Origin of the sequence: Cupriavidus sp. CuC1, assembly GCF_044627735.1 — a bacterium.
GTDB classification, from domain to species: domain Bacteria; phylum Pseudomonadota; class Gammaproteobacteria; order Burkholderiales; family Burkholderiaceae; genus Cupriavidus; species Cupriavidus ulmosensis.
The window spans coordinates 45,116-70,998 of record NZ_JBIUHC010000026.1 but is presented as its reverse complement, the minus strand read 5'-3'; the positions used below and the strand labels follow the sequence as shown (position 1 = coordinate 70,998).

General features: G+C 64.3%; 17 protein-coding genes. 9 read left to right on the top strand and 8 right to left on the bottom strand.

Translation table 11 applies throughout. From position 1 onward, the window contains the following. Positions 1–104 precede the first annotated feature (104 nt). Both ACGLHR_RS14060 and ACGLHR_RS14055 read left to right on the top strand, forming a co-directional pair. Entirely contained in the window at positions 105–1,352 is a 1,248-nt protein-coding gene (locus ACGLHR_RS14060) for an MFS transporter (protein ID WP_400094546.1), read from the top strand. Between the two features lie 156 nt (positions 1,353–1,508). Then, positions 1,509–2,747: an MFS transporter gene (locus ACGLHR_RS14055; RefSeq protein WP_400094562.1), complete on the top strand. Its 1,239-nt coding sequence runs from the start codon at positions 1,509–1,511 to the stop codon at positions 2,745–2,747. A 12-nt stretch (positions 2,748–2,759) separates the two neighbouring features. On the opposite strand, the gene ACGLHR_RS14050 is transcribed toward ACGLHR_RS14055, so the two are convergent. After that, complete coding sequence (locus ACGLHR_RS14050; protein WP_400094545.1) at positions 2,760–3,653, bottom strand: dioxygenase; 894 nt, start codon at positions 3,651–3,653, stop codon at positions 2,760–2,762. Between the two features lie 311 nt (positions 3,654–3,964). On the opposite strand from ACGLHR_RS14050, the gene ACGLHR_RS14045 reads away from it, so the two are divergent. Together ACGLHR_RS14045 and ACGLHR_RS14040 are read left to right on the top strand one after the other, a co-directional pair. Then, positions 3,965–4,318 (top strand): hypothetical protein, encoded by a 354-nt coding sequence (locus ACGLHR_RS14045; RefSeq protein WP_400094543.1) that lies wholly within the window; start codon positions 3,965–3,967, stop codon positions 4,316–4,318. Between the two features lie 219 nt (positions 4,319–4,537). Continuing rightward, positions 4,538–5,854, top strand: coding sequence for an MFS transporter (locus tag ACGLHR_RS14040; RefSeq protein WP_400094541.1), 1,317 nt, complete (start codon positions 4,538–4,540; stop codon positions 5,852–5,854). A 62-nt stretch (positions 5,855–5,916) separates the two neighbouring features. Here the strand turns inward: ACGLHR_RS14040 and ACGLHR_RS14035 are convergent, their stop codons facing one another. The 3 genes from ACGLHR_RS14035 to ACGLHR_RS14025 all read right to left on the bottom strand — a co-directional run bounded on the left by ACGLHR_RS14035 (position 5,917) and on the right by ACGLHR_RS14025 (position 10,610). Next, positions 5,917–7,272 carry a DUF3999 domain-containing protein gene (locus ACGLHR_RS14035; protein WP_400094539.1) on the bottom strand — a complete coding sequence of 452 codons (1,356 nt, stop codon included), beginning with the start codon at positions 7,270–7,272 and terminating at the stop codon, positions 5,917–5,919. Continuing rightward, positions 7,272–10,097 (bottom strand): DUF2339 domain-containing protein, encoded by a 2,826-nt coding sequence (locus tag ACGLHR_RS14030; protein WP_400094537.1) that lies wholly within the window; start codon positions 10,095–10,097, stop codon positions 7,272–7,274. Before ACGLHR_RS14030 ends, ACGLHR_RS14035 begins: the two co-directional genes overlap by 1 nt. A 159-nt stretch (positions 10,098–10,256) precedes the next feature. Then, positions 10,257–10,610 carry a DUF2314 domain-containing protein gene (locus ACGLHR_RS14025; protein WP_267604627.1) on the bottom strand — a complete coding sequence of 118 codons (354 nt, stop codon included), beginning with the start codon at positions 10,608–10,610 and terminating at the stop codon, positions 10,257–10,259. A gap of 122 nt (positions 10,611–10,732) precedes the next feature. Between ACGLHR_RS14025 and ACGLHR_RS14020 the strand changes: the two genes are divergently transcribed. Together ACGLHR_RS14020 and ACGLHR_RS14015 are read left to right on the top strand one after the other, a co-directional pair. Next, positions 10,733–11,470 carry a DNA-3-methyladenine glycosylase I gene (locus ACGLHR_RS14020; RefSeq protein WP_400094535.1) on the top strand — a complete coding sequence of 246 codons (738 nt, stop codon included), beginning with the start codon at positions 10,733–10,735 and terminating at the stop codon, positions 11,468–11,470. Between the two features lie 631 nt (positions 11,471–12,101). Next, positions 12,102–12,488, top strand: coding sequence for a hypothetical protein (locus tag ACGLHR_RS14015; RefSeq protein WP_400094534.1), 387 nt, complete (start codon positions 12,102–12,104; stop codon positions 12,486–12,488). A gap of 199 nt (positions 12,489–12,687) precedes the next feature. Here the strand turns inward: ACGLHR_RS14015 and ACGLHR_RS14010 are convergent, their stop codons facing one another. The 3 genes from ACGLHR_RS14010 to ACGLHR_RS14000 form a co-directional block, all read right to left on the bottom strand. Continuing rightward, entirely contained in the window at positions 12,688–14,001 is a 1,314-nt protein-coding gene (locus ACGLHR_RS14010) for a serine hydrolase domain-containing protein (RefSeq protein WP_400094533.1), read from the bottom strand. A 46-nt stretch (positions 14,002–14,047) separates the two neighbouring features. After that, positions 14,048–15,526 carry a M81 family metallopeptidase gene (locus ACGLHR_RS14005; RefSeq protein WP_400094531.1) on the bottom strand — a complete coding sequence of 493 codons (1,479 nt, stop codon included), beginning with the start codon at positions 15,524–15,526 and terminating at the stop codon, positions 14,048–14,050. A 199-nt stretch (positions 15,527–15,725) separates the two neighbouring features. Further along, positions 15,726–16,208 (bottom strand): MarR family winged helix-turn-helix transcriptional regulator, encoded by a 483-nt coding sequence (locus ACGLHR_RS14000; protein WP_400094530.1) that lies wholly within the window; start codon positions 16,206–16,208, stop codon positions 15,726–15,728. A 462-nt stretch (positions 16,209–16,670) separates the two neighbouring features. Between ACGLHR_RS14000 and ACGLHR_RS13995 the strand changes: the two genes are divergently transcribed. Then, positions 16,671–18,332 (top strand): EAL domain-containing protein, encoded by a 1,662-nt coding sequence (locus ACGLHR_RS13995; protein WP_400094528.1) that lies wholly within the window; start codon positions 16,671–16,673, stop codon positions 18,330–18,332. 70 nt (positions 18,333–18,402) lie between these two features. Here ACGLHR_RS13995 and ACGLHR_RS13990 read toward each other — a convergent pair whose 3' ends face one another. Continuing rightward, positions 18,403–18,957 carry a fimbrial protein gene (locus tag ACGLHR_RS13990; RefSeq protein ID WP_400094527.1) on the bottom strand — a complete coding sequence of 185 codons (555 nt, stop codon included), beginning with the start codon at positions 18,955–18,957 and terminating at the stop codon, positions 18,403–18,405. A gap of 1,105 nt (positions 18,958–20,062) precedes the next feature. On the opposite strand from ACGLHR_RS13990, the gene ACGLHR_RS13985 reads away from it, so the two are divergent. Together ACGLHR_RS13985 and ACGLHR_RS13980 are read left to right on the top strand one after the other, a co-directional pair. After that, a complete protein-coding gene (locus ACGLHR_RS13985; RefSeq protein WP_400094525.1) occupies positions 20,063–24,661 on the top strand; it encodes an NACHT domain-containing protein in 4,599 nt (1,532 codons plus the stop codon). A gap of 729 nt (positions 24,662–25,390) precedes the next feature. Beyond that, positions 25,391–25,843, top strand: a complete 453-nt coding sequence (locus ACGLHR_RS13980; RefSeq protein ID WP_400094524.1) for a hypothetical protein — start codon at positions 25,391–25,393, stop codon at positions 25,841–25,843. Positions 25,844–25,883 lie beyond the last annotated feature (40 nt).

The window sequence follows — 25,883 nt, the reverse complement described above, 5'->3', positions numbered from 1 at the left end:
TGGATGCCGGCTACAATTCCCGCTCAGCCCCTCGCCGCCAATCGCGCCATCCGCCTCCTCACGGCGACCATTGCGCGGCGGTACATTCCGCGTCCAGGCGCGCCATGACACGACAAGACGCCCCACCCGGCCCACGCGCCATCTCGCCACGCCAGCTGGTCTGGACCCTTGGCGTCACCGAAACGATTTCCTGGGGCACGCTGTACTTCGCCTTCACCGTGTTCATCGGGCCGATGAGCGCGACACTGGGCTACTCCAAACCCTTTCTTGCCGGCGGCTATTCGCTCGGGCTGCTGGTCTGGGCGATGTGCTCGTTCGCGGTGGGCCGCCTGCTCGACCGCGTGCCGGCGCGCGTCGTGATGTGCACGGGCTCCGTGCTGGCCGGCTCCGGCCTGCTGCTGTGGGCGTGGAGCCCGAACCAGGCCACTTTCCTGCTGATGTGGATACCGATCGGGCTGGCCATGGCGACCACGTTGTACGAGCCAGCCTTCGTCGTGCTGCGCCAGACCTTTGGCGATGGCTACCAGAAGTCCATCGTCACGGTGACGTTGATGGCGGGCTTTGCCAGCACCATCTTCGTGCCGCTGGCGCAATGGCTGGTGCTGCACCTGGGCTGGCGCGAGACGCTGCTGTGCTTTGCGGCGCTCAACCTTTTCGTTTGCGCGCCCTTGCACGCCCGCCTGCGCTATGTGGCGCATGCCACATACGCGGCCGCGCCGGCGCCAACCCCGCTGGCGGATGCCGCGCAGCCCGGCATCGCCCAGCTCGCCTTGCGCCAGCCGGTGTTCTGGGCGGTGGTGCTGGCCTTCACCGCGCTGGCGGTGATCGCCTCGCTGCTGGGCGCCCACCTGATCCCGATGCTGACCGAAAAGGGCTTGCCGCTGGGCAAGCAACTGGTGGTGGCGGCGCTGATCGGCCCGGCGCAGGTGGTCGGCCGCATGGTGATGATGCGTTTTCACGTGCGCCATCCGCTGCGGCTATCGCTGCCGGTGTATGTGGTGATGAGCCTGGGCCTGCTGTGCTTTGCGCTCGGCTATGGCAAATGGCTGATGCTGGCGGCGGTGCTGTACGGCTGCGCCAACGGCATCAACACCATGCTGCGCGCCATGGCCATGCCGGAGCTGATCTCGCGCCACCACTACGCCACCCTCAACGGCCTGATGATGACGCCGGTGCTGTTGATGCAGGCCGCCGCGCCCTGGCTGGGCGCATTGCTGTGGCGCGCCGCGGGCGGCTACTGGCTGATGCTGTGGGTGATGGTGGTGCTGGCGCTGACGGCGCTGGCGGCCTTCGGCTTTGCCCTGCACCGGCGCGGGTTGCTGCGCCCGGCCAGCCACGCCGCGGTGGCGTAGCCGGACTCGCGCGACCGGCCACATCAGTGGCCGGCATCGCCGCCGGTCATGCGTGCGATGCACCGATGTGCGACGATGCAGGGCTCGATTACCCTGCAGCGCCCGCCAGGGCACACCCCGCGCCGCCAGGCGCGGCCGGCCGTGCCTGCCGCCAATATGCCCGATTCCGCCTCCAGCAACCTGACCCAGCCGCCCTCCCCCTCGTCCTCCGCCCCCGCCGCCGCCGCCGCGCCAGTCAGCGCGCGGCGCGTGGAGCACGCCGCGCGCGCCACCATGGCGCTGTTTTTCGTCAACGGCGCCACCTTTGCGACCTGGGGCGTGCACATCCCGACCATCAAGGCGCGCTTCGGATTGTCGGATGCGGTGCTGTCGCTGGCCATGCTGGCGGTGGCCGGGGGCGCCATCGCGGCCATGGGGCCGGTGGGGCGCTGGGTGGGGCGCGTGGGCAGCGCGGCCGCTTGCCGGCGCAGCGGGCTGGTCTACGCGCTGGCCACCGTCGCCATCCTGGCCATGCCGCAGTTCGGCTTGCTGATCCCGGCGCTGATCGCCTTCGGCATGGCCAACGCGGCGTTCGACGTAGGCATGAATGCGCAGGCCGCCACGGTGGAGGCCAGCCGCGCACGGCCCATCATGTCCGCTTTGCACGGCATGTTCAGCCTGGGCGGCATGGCAGGCGCGGCGGTTGGCGGCGTGCTGCTGGGCCTGGGCGTGCCGCCGCTGGCGCACGCCCTGGGCATGGCGGTGCTGACCGCGGCGGTCACGGCGGGCGTGGCGCCCTGGCTGCTGGATGACCATCCCGTGCAACCGCCCTGCGCCCACCACCGCGCGCATGCGGTGCGCGCGCTCTGGCTGCTGGGCCTGATGGCGTTCCTGGGGCTGGTTGGCGAGGGCGCGATGTACGACTGGTCGAGCGTCTACATGCGCGAGGTGGCGCTGGCGCCGCACGCCTGGATCAGCGCCGGCTATGCCGCCTTCTCCGGTGGCATGGCCTGCGGCCGCTTTGGCGGCGACCGCCTGCGCGCGCGCTGGTCGGACGCGCGCACGCTCGGCGGCAGCGCCTGGGTGGCATTCGCGGGGATCCTGCTGGCACTGTTGTGGCCCGCGCCGGCGGCGACGCTGGTCGGCTTCACGCTGATGGGCATGGGCGCGGCGAACATGGTGCCGATCTTCTTCGTGGCGGCGTCGCGTCTGCCGGGCGTGGCGCCGGCGGAGGCCATCTCGCGCGTGGCGCGGTTTGCCTATATCGGCTTGCTGATGGGGCCGGTGATGATTGGCGGCGTGGCCCATGCCTCCAGCCTGCAATACGGCCTGGGCGTGGTTGCCCTCACCATGGGCTGGATTGCCGTGGCGGGCGCGCGCCTGGCGCGCCCTTACCTTTCGGCCCGCAAGGCATGACGCCCGGGCGGCTCAGGCCGTCTCGCTCAATGCCGGGGCATGGTGCGTGCCGACCCCTTCGAACACGAACGTATCCATCGCCAGCACGCCGTAAGTGACCTCATCGGCCACGCGTGCCACACCGGCCGGCGCCTGCTCGGCGGGCACGCCTTCGCGCGGACCCAGCGCCGCGCCCAGCGCCACGAAGAACGGCAGCAAATGCTCGTCGGCGGGATGGGCGCGGCGCGCGTACGGCGCCTGCGCACGATAGTCCGCGATGCGCGCGGTGTCACCCGTGGCAAGTGCCTCGTCCAGCGCCTGGATCATCCAGCCACGGAACGCCTCCACATAGGGCTCGACGGCCGAGCCGTGCTGCTCGCGCTGGCCACCGACGCCGAAGACTTCCTGCAGGTTGTGGGTAAAGCTGCCCGAGCCCAGCACCAGCACGCCCTCGCCGCGCAGCGGCGCCAGCGCCCGGCCGATCTCGATCTGGGCCGCCGGCGGCAGATACGGGTTCAAGGCCAGCTGCACCACAGGAACGTCGGCGTCCGGGAAGAAATGCCGCATCGGTATCCAGGCGCCGTGGTCCAGCGGGCGCTCATCGTCCTGCAGCACCACCGCGGCGCCGTGGACTTGCGCGGCCTCGACCAGCGTCTTGACGCGATCGGCCAGCGCCGGCGAGCCCGGGGCGTCGTAGCGCAGTTCGTACAGCGCGCGCGGGAAGCCGCCGAAGTCGTGCCAGGCCTCCTGCCGCTCGCGGGTGCCGACCACCAGGGTGCTGTAGATCCAGTGCGCCGAGACGATCAGCACGGCGCGCGGCTTGCGCGCCCGCAGCACTTCGCCAAGCGCGTCGAAGGCGGCGCCGCTCGGGCCCGGTTCGAGGGCAAGCATGGGGGAACCGTGGGAGATGTAGATGGCGGGAAGCATGATGGCGGCCTTCAAATCCTTTTGATAGCGGTGTTCAGTTTGACAAAACTACCCAGCCCCGGCGCCACGCATTTACGGACACCTCCATCAAAAAACTTGAATTCACGCCACGCCACCACACTTGCCGTCACCGCATGCGTACGCCGCCCGCCGTGCGAACGTGGGGTGCACCACACAACGCTTTAAAGATTCGGACACACAGCGGGCAATCGGCTTATGATTCCAGCACGGGGCCCAGTCCAGCTTTGCGCGGCGCAATGCGTCGTCCGCGCGGGCTCGGGCAAACCCCGCATGACTGGATACGACGCGCCATGAAGCGTGTCAGGTTGGAGAACACCGTGGTCAAGCGCACAGCCCACAGGCCCTTGCTGCCCCATGCAAACTGGTGGCAGCCAGGCGTGTATGCAAGCGGACCGGCTGTGCTCCTATGGATCGCCGCCCGCCTGCCCGCCCCCTTGCTGGCCGATGCATTCAACGCGCCAGGCGCCCCGGCGCTGCTCAACCATGTCGGCGATTCCGTCTTCGTGGCTGGCTGGGTCGGCAGCGCCCTATGGCTCTGGCTCACACGCCAGCGCCCGGATGCGCCTGAACAGCAACAAGAAGCCGGCACGGGCGATGCTCCCGACGCCCGCAGCGCGCCCCAGCATCACGCCAGCCAGCCCTAGCTTCCCGCTACCGCGCCCCTAGGACGCCGGGCTCGCGCATGGGTGCTTCACGTGGAACATCCCGCGGGACGGTGGCCGCCCAGTCGACCATGCGGATCTGACGCCACACACCGCCATCCTGCCGGCTAGTTAAAGAATCGCTTACTATTCTGCCTTTCAGAGCGCATGCCCGGTTTTGGGGCAGGCCTCCCGCCGATTTCTCACCGCATCAAACGCCACATGCAAGCCAACGCTGCAATACCTCAAGTCCACGAAATATCCCAATCCCAGCGACGAAAGGCCATCCTCGCCGCCACCATCGGCAACGGCCTGGAGTGGTTCGACTTCACCGTCTACAGCTTCTTCGCGCTGATCATTGCCAAGCTGTTCTTCCCCACCGGCAATGACCTCACGTCCTTCCTGCTGACCGTCGCCACCTTCGGCGTGGGCTTCTTCATGCGCCCGGTCGGCGCCATCGTGCTCGGTGTCTACGCCGACCGCGTCGGCCGCAAGGCGGCGCTGACCCTCACCATCCTGATGATGGCGCTGGGCACCGCCATCATCGGCCTGGCGCCCACTTATTCGTCGATCGGCCTGTGGGCACCGGCGCTGATCGTGGTGGCCCGCCTGATCCAGGGCTTCTCGGCCGGCGGCGAGGTTGGCGGCGCCACCGCCTTCCTGATCGAGCACGCCCCCGACGAGGAGCGCGGCGCCTACGCTAGCTGGCAGCAGGCCAGCCAGGGCATTTCCTTCATGCTGGGCGCCGCCATGGGCGCGCTGGTGATCAACGGCCTGGAGCCGGAGCAGATCGACGCTTGGGGCTGGCGCATCCCGTTCCTGTTCGGCCTGCTGATCGGCCCGGTCGGGATGTATATCCGCTCGCACCTGGAAGAGCCACCCGCCTTTGAAGCCCGCCGCGCCGAACGCGCGGCCAGCAAGGTCAAGTTCTCGCCGCTGACGCAGGTGCTGCGCGACCATCCGCGCGAAGTGCTGGCCGGCCTGGGCGTGACCATCCTGTGGACGGTCTGCACCTATGTGCTGGTGTTCTACATGCCGTCGTACGCCAAGCAGCAGCTCGGCCTGCCGCTGGGCGCCACCTTCCAGTCGACCGCCCTGTGCGGCGCCATCATCCTGGTGCTGTGCCCGCTGATGGGCATGCTGTCCGACCACGTAGGCCGCAAGCGCATGCTGGGCACCGTGGCGCTGATCATCGGCGTGCTGGCCTATCCGCTGTTCCACTGGCTGAACGTCTCGCCGACCACCCAGACCCTGCTGATGGTCCAGGTGATCCTGGGCATCCTGCTGGCGGCCTTCACCGGCCCGGCGCCGGCCGTGCTGGCCGAGCAGTTCCCCACCGAGGTTCGCTCGACCGGCCTGTCGCTGGCCTACAACTTCGCCGTGACCATCTTCGGCGGCTTTGCCCCGCTGATCGTGACCTGGCTGATCGCCACCAGCGGCAGCAAGCTGGCGCCAGCCTACTACGTGATTGCCGCGGCCGCGATCAGCTTTGTGGCGCTGCTGTTCATGCACGACCGGACCGGCAAGCCGCTGCAGTAACACGGCAATACGTCGCCAGAAACTGAAAAAGGCCAACCGGGAGGTTGGCCTTTTTCTTTACGTCAGTCCGGCGGCGGGGACGGCGCGCCCAGCACCCGCAGCATCCGCCAGGCCATCAGGCCCAGCACGCCGACCGCCAGCAGCAGCGCGCCCCACAGGACGAAGCGCCGGTTGCGCTCGGTGTCGGCAGGCGCCGCGGTACCCCGCGGCGATGCCGTCATGCCGGCAATCCGTGCGTCGGCGATCACCGGTGCGGGCCCGGCCAGCAACTCAGCCCGCGCGACCGCCCCGGGCTCCTGCGCGGCGCCCGACGGCTCGCCTACCGCCAGCGAGAACGGCGGCGCCCCGCGCGCGACAAAGGTCACCACGGCGGGGCGCCAGCCGAGCGCCAGCACCGGCATGCCAGCGCCAAGCCCGCCGGCGCGGGCATCCACGCTCAGGCGCCACAGGCGATCCGTGTTGCGCCCGATCGCCATCTGCGCGCTTTCCTGCTCGGTGCCTGCCGCGCCGGAAAGACGATAGAGCTGTCCGCTGCTGACCACGCGCCAGGACGCTTGCGCATCGGGCCGGGACCACAGCGTGGCCTGCACCACCGTGTTGGCCTGCGGCAGGCGAATGCGCACGCGCTCGGCCGGAAAGCGGCCGCCGCTGTCGAACAGGTAATCGCCACCGGGCTGGGCCTGCGTGGCGACGACGCTGTCGCGCCATTGCAGCGCCAGCGGCGAAGGCATGCTGGCCGCCACCGTCTCTACCTGCACGCGCGCCGGCGCGGGCGGCGCGCCCTGCCACTGCAGCCGCAGGTAACGCGCCCGCAAGCGCCCCAGCGCAATGCGGTCCTGGCTCAGCGTGCTGCCCTCGCGGCTCAGCCGCAACAGCTGCGCGCCGCCCGCGGCCTGCCAGTGCTGCAGGTCGTCGCTGCTGGCAACGTCCACCCTGCCCTGGTAATCGCCATCCGGCAGGCCGATCACCACCGCGCTGGCGTCGGCTCGCAACTGGCTCAGGTCGAGCAGCCATGCCCCGGCGGTGCCGGCCGCGGGCGGGGTGCTGGCGGCGCGCAGCGCGCCGTCGGTGCCGATCACCACGCCCATGGGCGCGGCCTGGCCCGACTGCACGGCCGGCAGCGCGAACCACGGCACATCGCGAAGCGTGCGCACCTCGGCCGCCGGCTCGGGCGGCAGGTCCAGCGCGTACGGCAGCAATTCGCCTGTTGCGTTGCGCACGCGCAGATCGCCCAGCCCGGGGCGCGTGCTACGGGTGTAGACATCGGCGTCCAGGGTCACGGCGTAGTACGCCGCGTCGCGTTCGGTGACCAGCGCGAACCGCTCAGCCCGCGCGGGCAGCGGCAGCAACAGCGATGGCAACAGCGCGGCCATCAGCATCGGGAGCGCCCGCCCGCCTGCGGTTCGGAAAACCAGCATCACGTCGCCTCCTCTTCCTTCGGCGGCAGGGGCGAGAAGTAGCCGATCAACAGCAGCAGCACGCCCACGCCGATAAACGAGATGATCCGCTCGATGCCCTTGACGAAGGACAGGTCGAACAGGAACAACTTGACCACCGTCACCCCCAGCAGCGCGCCACCGGCAAACCACAGCGCGCGCGAGCCGCGACGGGTGGCTGCCACCATGGTGATCAGCGCCAGCACGGTCCAGAATACCGACAGCGACGCTTGTACCAGCGTGGAGCCGCCCATGGCCTGCAACGTGTAGGGCACGCCGGTCCAGTGGTGCAGCGTGCGCAGCAGCACGGCGTTGAACCACAGCAACACCGTGCCCATCGCGGCATACTCGAGCACGCGCGGGCGCGTGGCCAGGCCCTCGGCGGCAAGCCGGTGCTGCCACAGCGCCACCGCCAGCATGGCAAGCAGCTGGGCGACATCGAGCGGGTTGAGCAGCGGCAGGTAGAAAAGCGGCGCGGCGTCGCCGTCGCTGGCCACGCTGGCAATGCTCCACAGCCACAGCAACGCCACCAGCGGCAGCGCACCCCATAGCAGGTAGGCCTTCGAGAAGCGCGCCACCGGCCAGCGCAGGCGCCAGCCCCAGGCCGAGAGCAGCGCCAGCAGCCCGCCATAGCCATAGGCCCAGGCGCTCCAGCTCCAGGCGCCCTCCGGCACATAGGCGCGCAGGCGCCAGTACGCCTCGGTGGAGAGCAGCACGCACACGGTCCAGAACAACAGGGCATGCATGGGCGCCAGCAAGGCATCGCGTTCATCGTCCTGCTGCCGCCATAGCAGCAGGTAGGCCGCGCCAAACACGGCCAGCCAGGCGAGCGCGCCGAAGCCGAGCAATGGCGACGCCGACTGCACGATGCAGCTGAGCATGGCCAGGACCGCCAGCAGCGGCGCCATGGCCTGCGCCGGCACGCTGGCCAGCGGCCACGCCAGGACGCGCCGCGCCAGGTGGGCCAGCCATGCGCTCAGCACCACGAACAACGCTAGCATTTCGAGCAGCACGCGCACCTGCCAGCCCTGCACGCCGTACCAGTGCTGGATCTCGACCACGCCGCCGCCCAGCCACCACAGCAGCCCCCACAACGCCGCGCCCAGGCCGAGCGGCGCGCATGGCGCGGACCAGGCGCGCGCCTCGGGCCGCCCGTGCAGGCGCCAGCCGCTGAAGATGCCGGCCACCGCCAGCAGCAGCGTGCCCACGTAGCGGCTGTTCAGCACCGGCCACGCCAGCTGCGTGGCCTCGAACAGGCTGCCAGCGGCAAACGCCACGCCGGCCGCCAGCTGCAGCAGCAGCCCGCTGGCCAGCGCAAGGCGCCGCTGCTGCCGCACCCCCACCCACACCACGGCGGCGCCTTCCACGGCCCATACAGCGCTTGTGGTGCGCCCGTCGAACGCCAGCGGCACCGCCAGCGACGCAAAGATGACGCCCAGCGCCAGCACGGCTTCAAACAGCAGCCCCAAGCGATCGCGGCGCGCCGCCAGCCACGCCGCCAGGCCGAGATAGAACGCCGCGAGCGCGACCGCGCTCCATGCCATGGCAAATGGAATATCGCGCACCAGCGCGGCCTGCAGCCCCATGGCCAGCAGCGGCGTGCCGAACACCAGCGTGCCGTCCACGTAGTCCTTCAGGCTGACCTGCCGGCGCAGCGCATAGCGCAGCGCAATGCCCGTATACATCAGGAAGAACAGGATCAGGAACGGCTCCGTGGTGGCGAGCAGCTCGGGCCGGTAGTTCAGCGCGCCCCAGGCCGTGCCGATGCCGAAGGTAAACGCAAAGCCGAGCAGGTTGAGCTGGCGCCAGGCCCGGAACCAGGCAATGGCAAAGATGCCGGCATTGAGCAGCGCGTAGTAGCTGAACAGCATCACATGGCTGCCGCCGCCTGTTGCGATCAGCACCGGGGCGAGGAAGCCGCCGGCGCTGCCGGTAAAGGCAAGCACGGGCGCGTTCTGCAGCACCGCGAGGCCGCCGGCGAGCGCGCAGATGGCCACCATCAGCGGGAACGCGGCCGCGGCCGGCAGCAGGCCATAGAGCTTGGTGGCAGCGAAGACGGTGAGATAGAGCACGCCCACGCCACCGCCCTGCAGCACCAGCGCATAAGCCGCGCGCCGCTCGCGCAGGCGCCAGCCCGCCAGCAGCAGCAGCACCGCGCCGGCCGCCACGCCCGCCAGCCGGAACTCGACTGGCAGCATGGCATTGTCGGAGGCGTACTTGAGCAGGAACGCCACGCCGAAGAACAGGATCAGGATGCCGACCCGCACCACGCTGTTGCCGCCAAGCAGCCAGCCGCGCGCGGCGGATATCGCGCGCTCGACGAAATCGGGCTCGCGTGGCCCGAGCGCGGACGAAAGCGGGGGTTCCACGTAGCGCGCTGGGGCAGGCGCTGGTGCGGGAGCAGGCGTGGAGATGGAGGCTGGCGGCGCCTCGACCGGGATCGGCATCGGGATCGCCGGGGTTGGTTCGGGGACGCTGGCTGCCGGAGCAGATGACGGAAATTCGCCTGCTTCAGCCGTACCCGGCGCTGCGGGGGCCGATGTGGCCGATGGGATCGCCACGGTCTCGCCGCGCAGGCTCGCCATCTCGCGCTTCAGCGTGGACAGCTCCTGCTCGAGCCGCAGCACGCGGGCTTCGAGCGGATCCGCCGGGGCGCCCTGCGCCTCGCCGTCGCCGGGAGGCCGGGTGGGCCGGTCGCTGACCATCCAGCCAAAACCGAAACCCAGGACCGCGCCCGTCAGCGCACCGCCAAACCCGGCCACCACCATGCCGAGCACCAAGCCAATCACCCCGAATATCCAGCGCATCAGATGAGGTTTCGCCTAAGAAGGTTGGGGAAGGCGGCGGCCGCTGGCGCGGATACTGCGTTTGCCGGCACCGGTGGCCGCCTGCATCATGCGCGCCCAGTGTAACGCCAGGTCGACATTTTCAGGCGAGACGCGCCGACCGGGCGCTTAACCGGGTGGTTATTCTTCGTCGCCCTCTTTATGGATATTGATCACATGCCGCGCTTCGAACCAGAGCGGCATGCCGGGCGCCATTTCCTCCGTGCAATAGGGCTGGTTGTCGAGCTCGCCGCTGTAGAGATCGCCCTCGCGTCCGGTCACGATCACCCACATGCGTTCCACGTGCTGCTCCTCGCGATCCTGCTCGTCGGCGGTGACGATGCGAAAGATCAGCTTCACCAGCTGGCCGGCCTGCAGCGCCTGCCGCTGCGCCAGCGCCGGCACCCAGAACGTCTCGGGGTGCGCCTCGCCGATGACCTCGCCGTCGTCGAGCTGCCAGCCGTCTTCTTCGATGGTCGCCAGTCGTTTGTCCATGTCAGTCCTCTTGGAAATTCGTCCTTCACGGGCGGCATCGTAGCAAATGCGTCATGAGGCCGCGCGGGTGGGACATGCCGCGCGAGTCGCTTTAAGATGGCAGATCGAAGGAGAACACACCCATGGCAGCAGACAGCAAAGCCGCAAAAGAAACCGCAAAAGAAGCCGCAAACGAAACCGCAAAGAAGGTGGCGAAGAAGGTAGCGAAAAAGGTCTCGCCCAAAGCGGCACAGCCCGTGGCGAACACGGTGGCAGACACGGAGCGCGAGCGCTGCAGCTGGTGCGGCACGCTGGAAGACTACTGCCACTACCACGACAACGAATGGGGCTTTCCCGTCGGCGACGACCGGCGCCTGTTCGAGAAGCTATGCCTGGAGGGATTCCAGGCCGGCTTGAGCTGGCTCACCATCCTGCGCAAGCGCGAGGCGTTTCGCCGCGCCTTTGCCAACTTCGAGATTGAAAAGGTGGCCCGCTTCGGCGAGCGCGATATCCAGCGGCTGCTGGGCGACGCCGGCATCGTGCGGCACCGCGGCAAGATCGAGGCGGCCATCAACAATGCGCAGCGCGCCCGCGAACTGCTGGAGACGGAGCCATCGCTGGCCGCGTACTTTTGGCGCTTCGAGCCCGATCCGGCCAGCCGGCCCACGCTGCTGACGCCGGAAGTGCTGCGCACCATGGCCATCTCGCCGGAATCCATCGCGCTGTCCAAGGACCTGAAGAAGCGCGGCTGGCGCTTTGTCGGCCCGACCACGATGTACGCGCTGATGCAGGCGATGGGCCTGGTCAACGATCACCGGGAGGGCTGCGCGACACGCGAGGAAGCCTTGCTGGCAAGGAAAGCATTCAAGGTGCCGCGCTGAGGTGAGGTAAACGTCGGGCGAGCGGTATACGCACCGGCCGGGACGCCAGCGCAGGTATACGTGCGAAGCGCTGCGCCAAATGCGGGCAACGTATACGTCTGCCGCAATGGTGGCCTTATGTCTTTCTTTATTGTTTACGTATACCAATATAGTAGTAGTAGGTAAACGCCCCCTTTTCTCGTGGATAAGCCGGTTTTTCCCTTTCCGCTCAACGACTTGCGAACAAGATAACTCCGAGGGAATACCCTGATCTCGCGGGATATCTGGTGGACGTATACGTGGCGCGTAAAAACCGCCCCGAAGTTGTTCGTATACGCCCCACAACCCACCCCCAGCCGGGACACAGCTTTCCTGCCTGCTTATCCCCAGGGTTTTGCCAAGTTATCCACAACCCGGCCGGGGCGGCCGGCCCTCGCCTCCATCGATCGCATGTTGCGTGCCGCCCAACCGCGGCCAGCATGCGTGTCTGCAGTTCTCCAACAGGTTTACCCGGAAAAGTGGCGGCGCATTCGCTATTGGCGCCGCCATGCGGATGGCATGGTCCATGCGATTAAGGGTTCAGAGCCCGGCGCCGATGCTCGTTTTCTTCCCACCTCCCCACCCGGAGCCATCGCTCCATTGGAGAACCGTCATGAAGATCAACCGCTATGAACCACGAGAGAGTCGGCCCCGATCGCGTTTGCAGGAAGCGATACGCATGCTGCAGCGAGGTGTCCTGTTGATGCGCGTGCTCGGGATGTGCGCGAACAGCATCGCCTATGCCCAGCCCGCCGCGCCGGCCCAGTCATTGGTCGCGCCCGAGCAGACGTTCGCGCCGGGCTACCTGGAAGCCGTCTCCACCGGTTATGACAACGGCCAGGCGTTGCAAGGATCAGAGGGCATGGCGCCGGTGCGGTTGCCGCATTCACCCACCACGCAGATCCGGCCGTCCCCCGCGCCGTCCACACCGGCCCCGGCTGCTGCAAATCCGTCGGTGGTCCCGGTTTCGCAAAAGTCGCGCCGCGAGCAGCCGCAGTGAGCTCTGATAAACGACGTGCGCCCTGCGCGGGCGCACCGCGTAGCGTCGGCATGCGCTACAGGCAATGCCGCACCCCCATGGCCAGAGCGGTCAATCGTGCCTGCCGACCTGCAGCCAGCCTTGGGCCCTGAGATATGCCGGAAGCCGCCTGCCGTTCCGGCGCAGCGCGGCCTCGTCATCATCACGCTCGGTGGCGTTGCTATCGATTGGCTGCGAGGTGGTCGGCCAATGCCTGGAAGGCTGGATAGCTGGTCGTATTGGACTGCTCGTTTCCGGCCACCGGATGGGAGGCGAACCGAGCGATCACCATCTCGGCTTTGGGGTCGATGTAGATCGCCTGGCCATGAACGCCGCGCGCCGAGAAGGCGCCATCGGCGTTATGGCTGACCCACCACATGTCGCGATAGCTCCCGCCGGGCATTGTCGCATTGCCGGCTTTGGCGAACTTGGCCTTGTCGCCGCCGTTTTGGATGTCGTCGACCACGGACTTGGGCACGATCTGCTGACCATTGAACCGCCCACCCAGGCGCATCATTTCGCCAAAGCGGGCCATGTCGCGCAGGGTCGGGTTGAAGCCGCCCCCGGCGAACTCTGTTCCAACGCTGTCGACCAGCATGTAGGCGTCTTGCTCCACCCCCAGCTTTTGCCAGATGCGCTCGGACAGCACCTCGCCCACTGACTTGCCGCTGACGCGCCGGATCAGCCAGCCTATCACGTCTGTATTCACGGTCTTGTAGGCAAAGGCATCACCATGCTCGCCCTCCTTCTTCAGGGTTTCCAGGAAACCGTAGAACGAGGTTGGGCCGTTGTAGCCAGGCGGGCGTGGGAACACGCCTCCGGCCCGCACGTGTTGCCAGATTTCGGCATTCGGATCTGCGTAGTTCTCCGAATACTTGACGCCGACCGTCATGTCCAGCACCTGGCGGACCGTCGCGTCGCCGTAGGCCGTGTCCTTGAGCTCGGGGATGTATTTGGAGACCAGCGCGTTCTCGTCGAGCTTACCTTCGGCCACCAGCATCGCCCCCAGCGTGCCGAAGAACGATTTGGTTACCGACATGGCCGTGTGTGGCTGGCGCGGGTTCATGACACCAAAGTAGCGCTCATAGACGATCTGGCCCTTGTGCAGCACGACGATCGCATCGGTGTAGTTGGCCTCGAGCGACTGCGCCCAGGTCATCGTGTCCGCGCGTCCCAACGGCGTGAACGTGATGCCGTCGATGTCGGTGCGCTCGGCGCGCGGCAATGCCGACGGTGTGCCATCACCGCGCCTGACATTGGTGCTGGGCACGAGTTGGCGGAAATTGGCGAACGACCAGCGCGTCTGCGGGAACGCGTAGAGCGTCATGTCCGCTTGCCGGATCAGCTTGTCCGCCGGCGGCGGCGAACCGGTCATCCAGCCCATCTTTACGGGGTCCGAATCCGCGGCGCTGAGCGGCGGACGAGCGATTTGCGCCTGCGCGATACTCGTGCTGCACGCAGCAGACAAGACAGCGAGGATGGATTTGAGCTTCATGCTTTGTCTCCTGTTGTGCCTGCATGCCAACCGCGAGCGCGGCGGCCTAGATGTCGTCGAGCGGATAGATCGGCCGCCGTACGTGCTCGAAGGTCAGCTTGCCGAAGTCGGAAGTCGTCACGCCGATGCTGTCGCACTCGAAGACATGCGCCGCCAGGTCGCCAAAGCCAGCGCGCCAGTGAACGCGGCTCTTCATTACCAGGAATTTCTTCCGCGCGGGATCGATGCCAAGGGCATGGAAGCAACTGAGGTCGAAGGGCTCCATATGCGAGGAGACCACGATGACCTGTACGGTACCGGTATCCAGCACCACCGTCTTGCCGGTGCTCACTTCCACGCCCGCGCTCATGGGACCGCTCAGACGGAAGCGCCCATCGCTGATCAGCTGCACGCGTGCGCTCAGCCGCAGGGGTTCATTGCGATCTCCCGTTGCCGGCAAGGCGCAGCGCCCCCCTAGCGCGAGGGAGACCTCATTGCCGATGCCGGCCAGAATGGCTTCTTCGACGGCAATGGGATCGTGAATCGCATAAAAGACGGCATCCTTGAGTTCCTGCCGCAGAACCTCCCGGAGCACCGCGGTGGTGTCCATGGTGCCGCCCGATGCAACATTGTCGCAGTGGTCCAGCAACACGACCGGACGGCCGTCGGCTGCCTTGGCGCGGGCAACGGTTTCGGCCAGCGGTGCGCCGTGATAGAGAAAGTCGGCGCGCTGGTCCCATGCCTGGTCCAGCAGCGCCTGGCAGGCCTGGCGGGCGCCGTCGGCGTCGCCATCGGCGCAGATGACTACGGACAGGCCAGCATTGCGGACATCGGCATGCGGAAAACCAGTGAACAGCGAGGCGGCGAGGATGCCGTCCCCGGCCTGCTCGAGCGCGATGCACGATGCCTGCAAAGACCGGTTGGGTTCGGCATGGGTGCCCTGGCGCATCACATGCGGCAGCATGGGCCGGTTGTCCCATGCCAGCACCGGACGGACTTTCCCCTGGATGGCACGGCACAGCAGTTCCGCGGCACGCTTGCCGGCGGCCGCCATGTCGACGTGCGGGTAGGTGTGGTATCCGGTCAGCACGTTGGCGCGGGCGACCATCTCCGGATAGAGGTTGGCATGCATGTCGAGCGCGACGCCGATCAGCGTGTCCGGCTGCACCTCCCGCAGGCGCCGCAGCAGTTCGCCCTCGCCGTCCTCGAAATCGGGCGTCACCATGGCACCGTGCAGATCCAGCAGGATGCCGTCGAACGCCTGGCTGGCCGCCGCCTCCACGATCATCCCGCAGATGCGCTCGTAGGCCTGCGGATCCACCGGCCCGCTTGGCGACGCCTCTGCCACCACCGGCACCACCATCTGGGCGCCATGGCGCTGCGCCACTTCGATGAATCCGCCGAGCGCGGTGCCTGTGCCGCGCCGCGCGGCGATCGCCTCGGCGCCGCTGAGGATCGCGCCTTCGCGGAAAAAGCGCTGGAACGGCGTGGGAACCGGTGAAAAGGTATTGGTCTCGTGTTTGAACGAGGCAAGCAGCAGCCGCATCGTTTCTCCTTCTGTTGAGATGGTTTCAGCGTCAGGCGACGCGCTCAGGCTGCTCAGGCTAGCGCCTGCGGCGGTTGGGGCCAGGATCGTTTGCTGGACGCATGGCTTCCCAGTCCTTGGCCAGGGCATCCGGCACCAATGGGAATGGCTGGCGGAACGATGGATGGAACATGGATACCCCGGCTGGGGATTGACGAATCTATGCGGCCCGCTTCGGCTTGGCGCTGCCGGCGTTCTTCGCGTGGTGTTCGAGCGTGTCCGTCAGCTTGTCGATGCAGCGGTTAAAGGTCTTGAGCTCCGACTCGGTCAGGGTGCCAAGCAAAGCCTCTTCGAGCGTGTTGCCGCGCGCATACGTCCGCTTCACCATGCTTTTTCCCTCGGCGCTCAGGAACAGATTGATCTGCCGGGCATCGAGTTCTCCGATCTCGCGGTACAGGAGCCCCTTCTTGACAAGAGCGCTGACGATCTTTGACACCATCGTCTTTTCGAGCAAGGATAGCTCGATAAGCCGGCTCAGTGTCAGCCCGGGTTCCAAGGCAACCAGCCGCAGCACGCGCAAATCCCGCACCGTGACGCCGAACTCTTCTTCGTAGTACTTCGTTCCCGCCGCTTTGCTCAACTCGCTCAACCGGTCCAACCGGAACGACAGGTACTCGAGGATGGGATGGTCAGAAGACGACATGGAGGAATAAAGGAGTCAGTGGATATCGACAATAGATTCTCCGTACATTAGTTGCTCGGTGCAACTAAGGACAAACACTTAGCGGTGGGGACATCTTTCCCGAAGACGCTGTTGCCACTTTTGGGGCGCGGTACCGTGGACGGTGATGACCCATGCGACTCGGCGAAGTCGCTTGTGTTTGCGCATTGGCCAGGGTAGCTTAGACTTGCGGTTTGCTCCGTTGCGACGGGAACCCGATCCGCATCATGCGGGATCCAAGCCGAAGTAGAGCAGGACAAGCGAGGTGTCAGCCCAGCCTTGTTCCGGAATGCCTGGCTTGCCAGGGTGCCCGCCACCGGTCTCCTCCTTGAGACGGGTGCCAAGGAAATCGAGAAAACAAAAAGGCGCGAACACGTCACCAGGTATGGGGAACCGAGAGAGGGACTGGCCTCGAACCGCACGGCGCGCGCAGGAGCCTCGGACGTGCAGACTATCAAGCCCCGGCGTGAGCAATACTGGCACGCGGCCATCGTGCTCGCGGCCATCCTGGTCATCCCGTTGGCCATGGTGCCACTGGTTTTCCTGCAGGCGAAACAGCGCGCCGACGGCGAAGCTTCTGTGACGGCTGTAGCTATCCAGAGGCAAGTGGACAACATGCTTCAGGTCGTGGCCGCCAATGCCGACAAGGCCACGGCCATGCTTGGCAAGCCTTGCCAGGACGTGATCGGCGAGCTCACGCGGACGAGCACCCTGGGGACGTATCTTCGCTCGCTTGTGCTCGTGCGCCACGACAAGCTCTACTGCTCTCCGGTGCTGGGAAAGCTCGACGATATACCGCTCAAGCTGGAGTTCGACGCGATGCCCAGCCTGCCGACAGGGCTGAAGATCACCCCAAATGCGAACACCTCGCTGGTGCAGGACCGTCCCGCGGTCATCGTCTCTCGTGGTGTGGGCGATGGCTCGGGTGTGCTGGCCGTGATTGACGGGCAGTATTTGCTGGACATCCAGGCTGCTGCTTCCTACAACCGTCAATTCCTGGTCCAGATCCTGCTCAGCGACTCGCAGCGACAGCTTCCCAGCGGAGCCCCAATACAAACGCCGACGGGCCCAAGCTACCGGAACAGCATGGGAGTCGCCAAGTCAGCCGTCTTCCCGATCGAGGTGCGCGTTGCTGTCGACCCGGCGTTGATCACCTCCTACCGCAGTGAGCTGTGGCGGCACTACGCGCCTTTCCTGGTACTGGCCGCGCTGCTCTCGGGCTATCTGGCCCATCTGTTCTGCAAGCGACGGATGTCCCTGGTCACTGAAATCTACCGAGGCATGCGCCAGCGGGAATTCCACATGGTCTACCAGCCCATTGTCCGGCTCGCCACCGGGGAGTTCAGTGGGGTAGAGGCGCTGGTGCGCTGGCAGCGGCCGAACCGCGGCCATATTCGGCCCGACCTCTTTATCCCTCTGGCCGAAGACAATGGCCTCATCGGGGACCTGACACGGCACATCTTCGATCTGGTGGCCGCCGATATTTCCCGCTTGGGACTTGGTTCCCAAGACCACATCGGCGTCAACATCAGCGGCTCTCATCTGGCGACGCCAGAGTTCATCGACGATGTGCTGCGGCTCATGCGCAAACTCGGGCCCAACGGGCCGTGCCTGGTCCTGGAAGTCACCGAGCGTGAAGCACTGCCGGATGACGAGCAGGTGCAACGCAATATCGAGCATCTGCATACATTGGGCGTTCATTGGGCGCTCGATGACTTCGGCACCGGCCAAAGCGCGTTGTCCTATCTTGAACAGATCGACGCGGACTACCTCAAGATCGACCGCTCGTTTGTCAAAGGCATCGACACAGGGTCGGTGAACGCCATCGTGCTGGAGACGATTATCCGTCTCGGCCAGCGCCTGCAGTTGGACTTGATCGCCGAAGGCATCGAGACCCAGGAACAGGTGACGTATCTGCGCCAGCACGGCGTGCAATGGGGGCAAGGCTATTGGTTCGCGCCGCCCCTGCAGGTGGCTGAGCTTGTGGCGTGGCGGCGCGCGCGTACCCCGCACGCTGAGCCGTCAATCCGGCACGTTCGGCGCAACGGCGATGAGTTCGAAGCAAAAGGCACGCTATGGTTTCCGCTCAAGATGGCGGCTTGGTGATTGAAGTCGCTGGAGTTTGCGAAGTGACGTGTTTAGTGTGAGCACGTCCTGGAGCGGCGCGGCTGCATGCTCAGTTGTAGTCGAGCACATAGGTCATCGTGGCATTTGCCCTGCCCGGCTTCACTTCCCCGCCGATCGGCGCATAGCTGGCAATGCCCGAGAAGCCATAGACTTCGCCGCCGGTCTCGCTGCGCCGCCAATCCAGCGCGATGGTGCTGGCCCCGCTAAAGGGCAATTTCACGCCCCGGTTGTTGGTCAGAGCAATGCCCACGCCGCTGGCGACGCCCGGCTTCCCCGCATCGGAGAGCCTGAGCATGCCGGCGGCCGGCGAGTCCCCCTGGAAGTAGACCTTGACCGGCGGCAATTTGTTGGGTTTCCCTTCGCAGCGGATCTCAAAGGAAAAATCCTTCTTCGACGCCGTGCCAGCCTGGATACCTCTGGCGAGTTCCTTGCCCATGGGCACATTCCGCACTTTGTCCAGGGGCATACAGCCTTCAAAGAATACCGGGTTCACCACCTTGATGGTGCTGGGGTTGGCCGGCCGATAGGTCGCCGATAACTCCCCACGGTTCGGGGGAAGAAATTGGAAGGAGAAGTTCGGCAGGTGGATATCGCCAGTCGTCACGCCTTTCCAGAATATTCTCATTGTCGCCGGTAGAGCGATGAATCAAACTCCCGGCGAGTCTAGTTAAAACAACGGGCCTCTAGTTGGACCGCAGTAACCCTCCGTTCTACCCTTTATGAAGTGCGGGACCGCCCCGGCCTGGCACTTCATTTTTTTCTTGATCGATCTGCATCCTCATTCAAAAGCAGCCGTACCGATATCATCGGTATCATCGATTATTGTAGAAATAAATCCCTGATTCCTGGACGCTCTTTTTCTCTCTCGCAGTCGATACCGAACATGGTGAGTCCCTGGGCACTTGAAATGGGATAGTGCCAGTGCCAGGGAAATAGGTCGAATTCTCCTAACGCGGGCCTCTTGACCACCTGTATGGCCGCTTGGGCGAGAAGGCGTGTGGCATGTAGTCCACCTCCGGATTCAGCTTTTTAGCTGCCTTTGCGCTGTACAAATGAAAAAGCCGACTCAAGGTCGGCTTTTTCATCAGGCAAGCATATCCTTGCACCCGGCGCAAAAATATCGTGCCGGTCTCAAGTGCGTTGTTGTACAGCGAAACTGGTGGCCGAAGGACTACCGAACAACTGCTCAGAAGTCGCATAAATTGGCCATCCTGGCTCGTATTATTTCGAATATGCCCCCAAAGATGCCCCCACACATGACGTGCTGCCTCAAGTACCCGAAGGCGCTCGGTATGACGCTGGCAATCTGGCAGGGGCGCACTCCTGAAGCCCTTGTCTAGGCTTTTTGGATTAAACACATCGCCTCCGCCAAGTCTTGTAAGCGGTGGACCTTACTAGGAGCCGGGGGCCGCTACGGGTTGGTTACTGCCCGTCTGGTCCGCCGTGGAGGACGGGGCGCGACGGCGTGTCAGCTGTCGGTGATCGGCCGGGATCGGCCTTTCACGCGATTTCCGTGCAGTCGCCGCATGGGATAAGGCCGCTGCGTCGTTCGAATCCAAGTGCCGGTATTGACCTGTCGGGTCTGGCAGTGCTTCAATCGCTGCTTAAGACAGCCGTACGGCGGCCGTCATAAATTTAGCCAAGCGTGTGTTTCAGACCACAATCGAAACGGCCCGAATCGCGGCCCATGAGTGAGAGGGAGTATAGGAATGGCCCTCGACTGGCTCGCGATAATCAAGACACCAGTTGGATGGGGCTTGAAGAAGCTCCTGAACATCGCAGGCGCAAGGTACGGTCGACACAAAGCCAGCGAAAGAGCCATGCAGGGCGAGGACCTTGCCAGCCAAGGCAGCCTTCATCACCTCGTCAAGTTAGAACTCGAAAGGCTTGCGGCCATCGACAGTCTACCTCCCGGGCTCCAGTCTGACGAGTTTCGAAACTGGTTGCGCCAAGGCGAAAACGTTGAACTCTTTATGGAGGTGTTGATAGCACGGGCAGGCAACGTTCCTGAGATGTCAAGGCGAGCAGAGGAGCAGCTTGCTATCGAGTTTGAAAGGGTCACTCACGAAACCAGAAAGCTGGCCACTGGCCGAGTGGCCTTAGCCGTATCGCACATCTACGGGCAACTCCGAGCAACAGAGCCTGGCAGGCAAGCATTGCAACTGGCTCTTGAGCAATGGATAGCAGCGCAGGTGTTCAGGATTCGACATCCTGAGCAGCGTCAGTTCCCGATCGATGCCGACCTAGCTCGTGTGCGCGCTATGGCCGCGACGTTGCTCGAGGCCGGCAAGCGTAGCTGGAAGATGCCTCGGTTCGTTGCGCCGCTCACCCTGGAGGTGCACGAAAGGCAGGAAGGGCAAGAACCACGCCCAACTAGCGCTTCTGAACTTTCGTCTGTTATCGAATCCGGGGGCAACCTCATTTTGTTCGGAACAGGCGGCATAGGTAAGACGACGTTCCTGTTGGACCTTTGCACGTCTTGCATAAACAGCGAGCGCCGTATTCCACTGTTCGTGGACGCGGCAGTCTGGGGACGGACAAATTCGGGCCTCTTTGAATTCCTCACCGGCCTTCCCGCGGCGCAGGCAAACGGCGTGACTGCCGAGGAGCTGACCAAGCTGGCAGAGGCTGGCCGCCTTGTCATCATGCTCAATGGATGGAACGAGATGTCCGCCTTGTCTAAGCTGGTCTGCCGAGATGGACTTATCCAGCTGACGGCGGCGGCGGAAGCAATCAGCGTTGTTGCCGTATCTCGGACTTCAAGCGACACGCCTAGCTTGCCAAACGCGAAGCAAATTGAGGTTCGAGGACTTACATGGCAGGGGCAATCGGCTGTTATTCGCGCTGAGCTTGGCGATGACGGATCGGCGTCGCTAGTGGACCTTCTAGCCAGGCACACGCGCCTGCGCCATGCGGCCAGGAGCCCGCTCATCCTTCGAGGCCTCATTGCACAAGCCAGGAAGGGCGTCGTGGCATATTCGAGCATGCTTGAGCTTCTTGGTGCCGCCGTGCAGGCCTTCGAAGAGGATGACCAGCGCAGTCTTGTGCTGTCTGTGTCACCTGTAGATGGCCATCAACGGGCGTATCTTGAAGAGATTGCTTGCCTACTCACACAACGGCTGGCTACCAACTGTTCCAGAGACGAGGCACTTCAAGCCATCCACAGTGCTGCTGCTCGGCTGGCCGAGCGACAGCTAGTTGGAGCACTTCCACGACCGACCTCGGTCTTGGACGTACTGGTCAGCCATCATCTCTTGCACCTCGACGACGGTGTGGTTCGTTTCGCCCACCAGCGCTTCCAAGAGTACTTCGCCGCTACTCGGGTGCTACGCGAATGCATTGAAGATGCCGTCCCACCAACGTTCCTGCGCACAGCGGTCAATCAGCCGGCCTGGAGCGAGTCTCTCGTCCTTGTCGCTGGGAAGCTAAAAGCTCAGGGAGGCCCGGCTGCTGCCCGAGTCCGTATGGTCAAGGCCGCCGTAGCGATTGACTTGGGAGTTGCCTGCGATTTGGCTGGAATCAGCTCTCTTAGCTACGCGGATGACTCGGAGCTTCACCAGCAACTCGTGTCGCGCGTCAATGAACTGGCCGCATCCGCCATGGATGAGGTTCGAGACCTTGGAGTCGCCTACCAGATTGCGTCTGGCCTACCGGCCTTCGCTGAGCGGCTGTGGCCACTTCTGGAGAGCGAAGACCAGCAAACGCGCCTCCATACATACCGATTGAACGGCTCCGCCATATCGCTCGCACAACTTGGAGCTGGGGCTGCTCAGCGTGTCGCCTCATGGCCGCCAGACCTCCGAGTGGAGTTCGTGCATGAGATGGCTGATAACGCGGACAACTACGAGTTCCTTGTGAGTCTGGCTCGACATGAGCCTGACCCCGCCGTCCGGACCGCAGCGATTTCCGCCTTGTTCTGGCACTTCCCGGCCTCGGATGTGCCATTGCAGGCCTGGTTGGATGCGCCAGTTGAGGTCCAGATAGAACACAACCTCATGAGCCACGTCCAGTACGCCTTGGAAGATGGATACGCCGGTGACGCGGTACGTAAGCGTCTCCTTAGCATCGCTGCCAGCGACACGTCTGACAACGCACAGTTGCAACTTGCTCTGGCCTTGCCCAATGAGGTTGGGCCACGTGCGCTCGATGTTGTCTTCAAGCACTTGCACGGTCGTGAGCATCACGGAAATGATGCTCCTCTGGTTGCCATCGCACGGACCAATGCACCCGAGCGCTTGTTGAACCTTGCTCGGCAGCTCGCCGTGCAATCGCGCGAGGTGCCTGAATGGGTCAGTGAATACCTGCAAGAGACCTCGACGGACGTCAAGACCGACGTCTTCGAACAAGCATGGATCGCTCTGCAGGGACAGGACTTCAAGAAACTCAGTGGCGAGGTCCTGGGGCCATTGGCGGACCGCAATCAAATCGAGCGCAGCGTCACCTCGTGGCTGGAGTATGGCGAAGCTGGTCGCGGGACACTATCGGACATTGACCACGAAAGGCACAGGCAGGTGGGATACCTGCTTGCACATGTGCCCGGGGGTGACCTGCTGAACGTGGTCATGCAGCGTGGCCAGTCGGCCTCCTACAACGAGGCAGCGCAGTTGGTTGACTTGGTGTTGCGGCGAATGGGGCGAGACGACGGAAGCGCCAGAATGGCCAATCAATGGCAACCCACAGTTGATGCGGTCCGGCAGCTTGTGGCCCAGTTTGCCGAGAAAGTAGAGGCTGCGGAGGTTCCGCAGGATACGGTCCGCGTGTATCTCTGTGGCGTCGCCAGCCATGTCGCGCCGGCTGAGTTCGGGTCATTCCTGATGGAGACGTGTCGCCGCCACCTCGATGCCTGGAGCACTTTCCGGGAAAAGGTCGATCAATGCTCGAAGATGGGAACGTTGCATCGGCCGCATAACCCTCAGGAGGGCCTCTACCTGGCATCGGCTTTGGCAAAGTGGGGGGCTGATTCCCTACCGGGTCTGCTGGAACTGATGGCTCACCCCAGTGCTATGGAATTCGTCCCTGAGGCGATTGTCCGCATTGTCAGCTTGCCTTGGGCCAGCCAGCGGGAGCGGCTGTTCAGCAGTCTTAGTACTGATATCCAGGAGGGAGATCAACGTCGGCGGTTAGGCCGCGAACTTCGGCAGCCTGACGATACATTCCAACACTGGACAGATGAGTCGGCCAAAGCCATCGGGCAGAGGCTGAGCAAACTCGTGACGACCTACGAGGAGAAAAAGTCCACTAACGAGAAGTGGAACGCTCGAGAGGCCGAGCACTACGTCGGTCGCCTTGCTGGCATCGTAGCGAGCATTCCCAGTGCGGGTGTCGTCGAGCCGGTGCATCGCGCTCTGACAAGTGGTTTGATGGACGTCTATGGGACGGTTGGGGCACTGCGAGGACTCGTGCGCCAAGGCTTGTACATCTCCGATACGGCCGTTGTCAGGCAACTTGAGGCTCAGTACGACCAAGCAGCCAATACAAAGTGGTACGACGATTCGACGCGCTATGCGATGTCGGGGTTTAGCGAACTGCTGATTCGCATGGTGCCTCTTTCACTCTTGAGCAAGCCGATCGGCCATTATCTTCAGCAATGGCGCCGCTTTTCTTACCCCAACGAGATCATCCGTCATTTGGGCGCCATGCACTCAGAAGCCGCCTGGCCCGCGCTCTTGGAGATTGGTGGGGAGCTTGTTGAGAAAGCGCGACCACCAGAGGAACTCGGCGCGGCATTGGTTTCTGCCCTGACGCCAAGGCACCTCACTGAGTTTCTTGCGCTCGTTGCTAATGGGACACTACTTGCGTGGTGCGGAAATGAATGGACTCTCGAGCGCCTTGCCCCCAGCATCGCTGCCGTCCTGGGTGAGCGAACTGGTCAGGTTGAGGACTTCCTGGACGCATGCCGGCAGACCAGGTCCTCCTTGGCCGATAGGCTTGCCGGCGAGGTCCTCTCCCACATCAAGGGAAGCGACGAGGCACGCCAGTCGTACCTGCTGGAGGCACTTGACGCCGGGAGGGCTATTCACCCGAACATGTCAGCCTTCCGGATGTTGAGAGGCATGTTCACGCTCAAAGTACCAATTGACGACACACAGTACGACGTCATCCCGAAGGCAAGCAATGAGCTGCGGGCGCAACTTTACCTTCGGGCCAGAGGGGCGGGACCAACTGCCGACGGCTGCCGGCGCCTACTCGCTTCGCTGGAATGTGGGCGCCGTGAGAATGCTCGGCCGGATGACGAGCCACGTCATCCGGCCCCAGAAGACGGCTTAGCGTGGACTGATGCCCTGTCGGGCCCACAAGTAACTCATTGAATGAAGGCAGGACAGGCCATGCCGCCCGGCGCCGATGTCAAACCTTGGCTTCCTCGCCGATCTCGGAGTGACTGTCACCGGGTGATACTTTCAAGCCACATCACCTGATCAGGCCGGTTGCCACAGTGTGAAACGCCAAGGGAATGGCCCAAAAGTGTCGAAATTCGACACTCCCAGAGGAAGCTAGCGGATGTCAGATTCAGATACTTCCGTGTCGGCGGCGACGGCGATCGCCCACAGCGAGGCTGTCGGCGTGACAGTTCAGACGTTAAACCATTATTTCGGCCGGCTTCACGCTCCATTCATGGGTCTTGTGTTTGTGAGGCTAGGCTCATACCCGGATTTGTACCCGGTTTTGTATCCGTGTCTGCCCGTCAGGATGTCGGCCTGTAGCAGACATACGACACGAGAAAAATGTGCATATGATCCATTGATAACTCAAGGTTACCAGGCAGTGAATCGGCTTTGGATTCTTAGTGGCATACCCTACGAAGGTAGGGGGCTGAGGGATGTTACAAGTTTGGATTGGCCGAGCTTTCATCCAGAAGGCTAGTAAGCATTTCGCTCGCGCGGTGTTGCGGAGGCGATTTGGGCTATTGCGCTCACCGAGTTTGCTGGGGCGGGCGCTAGCGGCCAGTAGCTGCTGCCACGTGCGTCAACTACGCGGGAGGCAGTAGAGGGAATCTCTGACTACTTCTCTGCGTCCATGACAAGTCGCTCCGGATTGAAGTGATTAAAAAGGTACAAAGAGGTCTTTCCCAAAGTACATTATTGACTCGCGAGGGCATTATTACCGGCTGGCGAGCCTCTCTTCACGTGCTCGCCGAACGCCATCGCGGCGGACTGCGCGAGCGGAAGGGGAGTGCTTGGTTAGTGCTCGAAGGCGAGTTGACCGAGCCGGTGTCAGGCGTCTCGGGCTTTTCGATTCACATGTTTCCAGTCACCGAACCCTTCGTGGGTCAAGCTCAGATCCCGTCGGTCGGAAGCTTTATTCGCGTCAAGCCTGTGATGGACGGCGTTGTTGAGCTGTCGGACAGAGAGTTCGATTTTGTCGTGACACTGGTCGCTTCAGGGCGCATTGCCTCCTGCTCGGTCGCGTTTCAGCCACCGCGCTACGGACGCGCCCTGATAGCTAGTATTGGTTTCAGCAGCGACCCGCCGACACTAGATGATGAGGCGTGACATGGCCCAGTTGCGGCGTGGTTGAAGGAGCCTGCTGTAC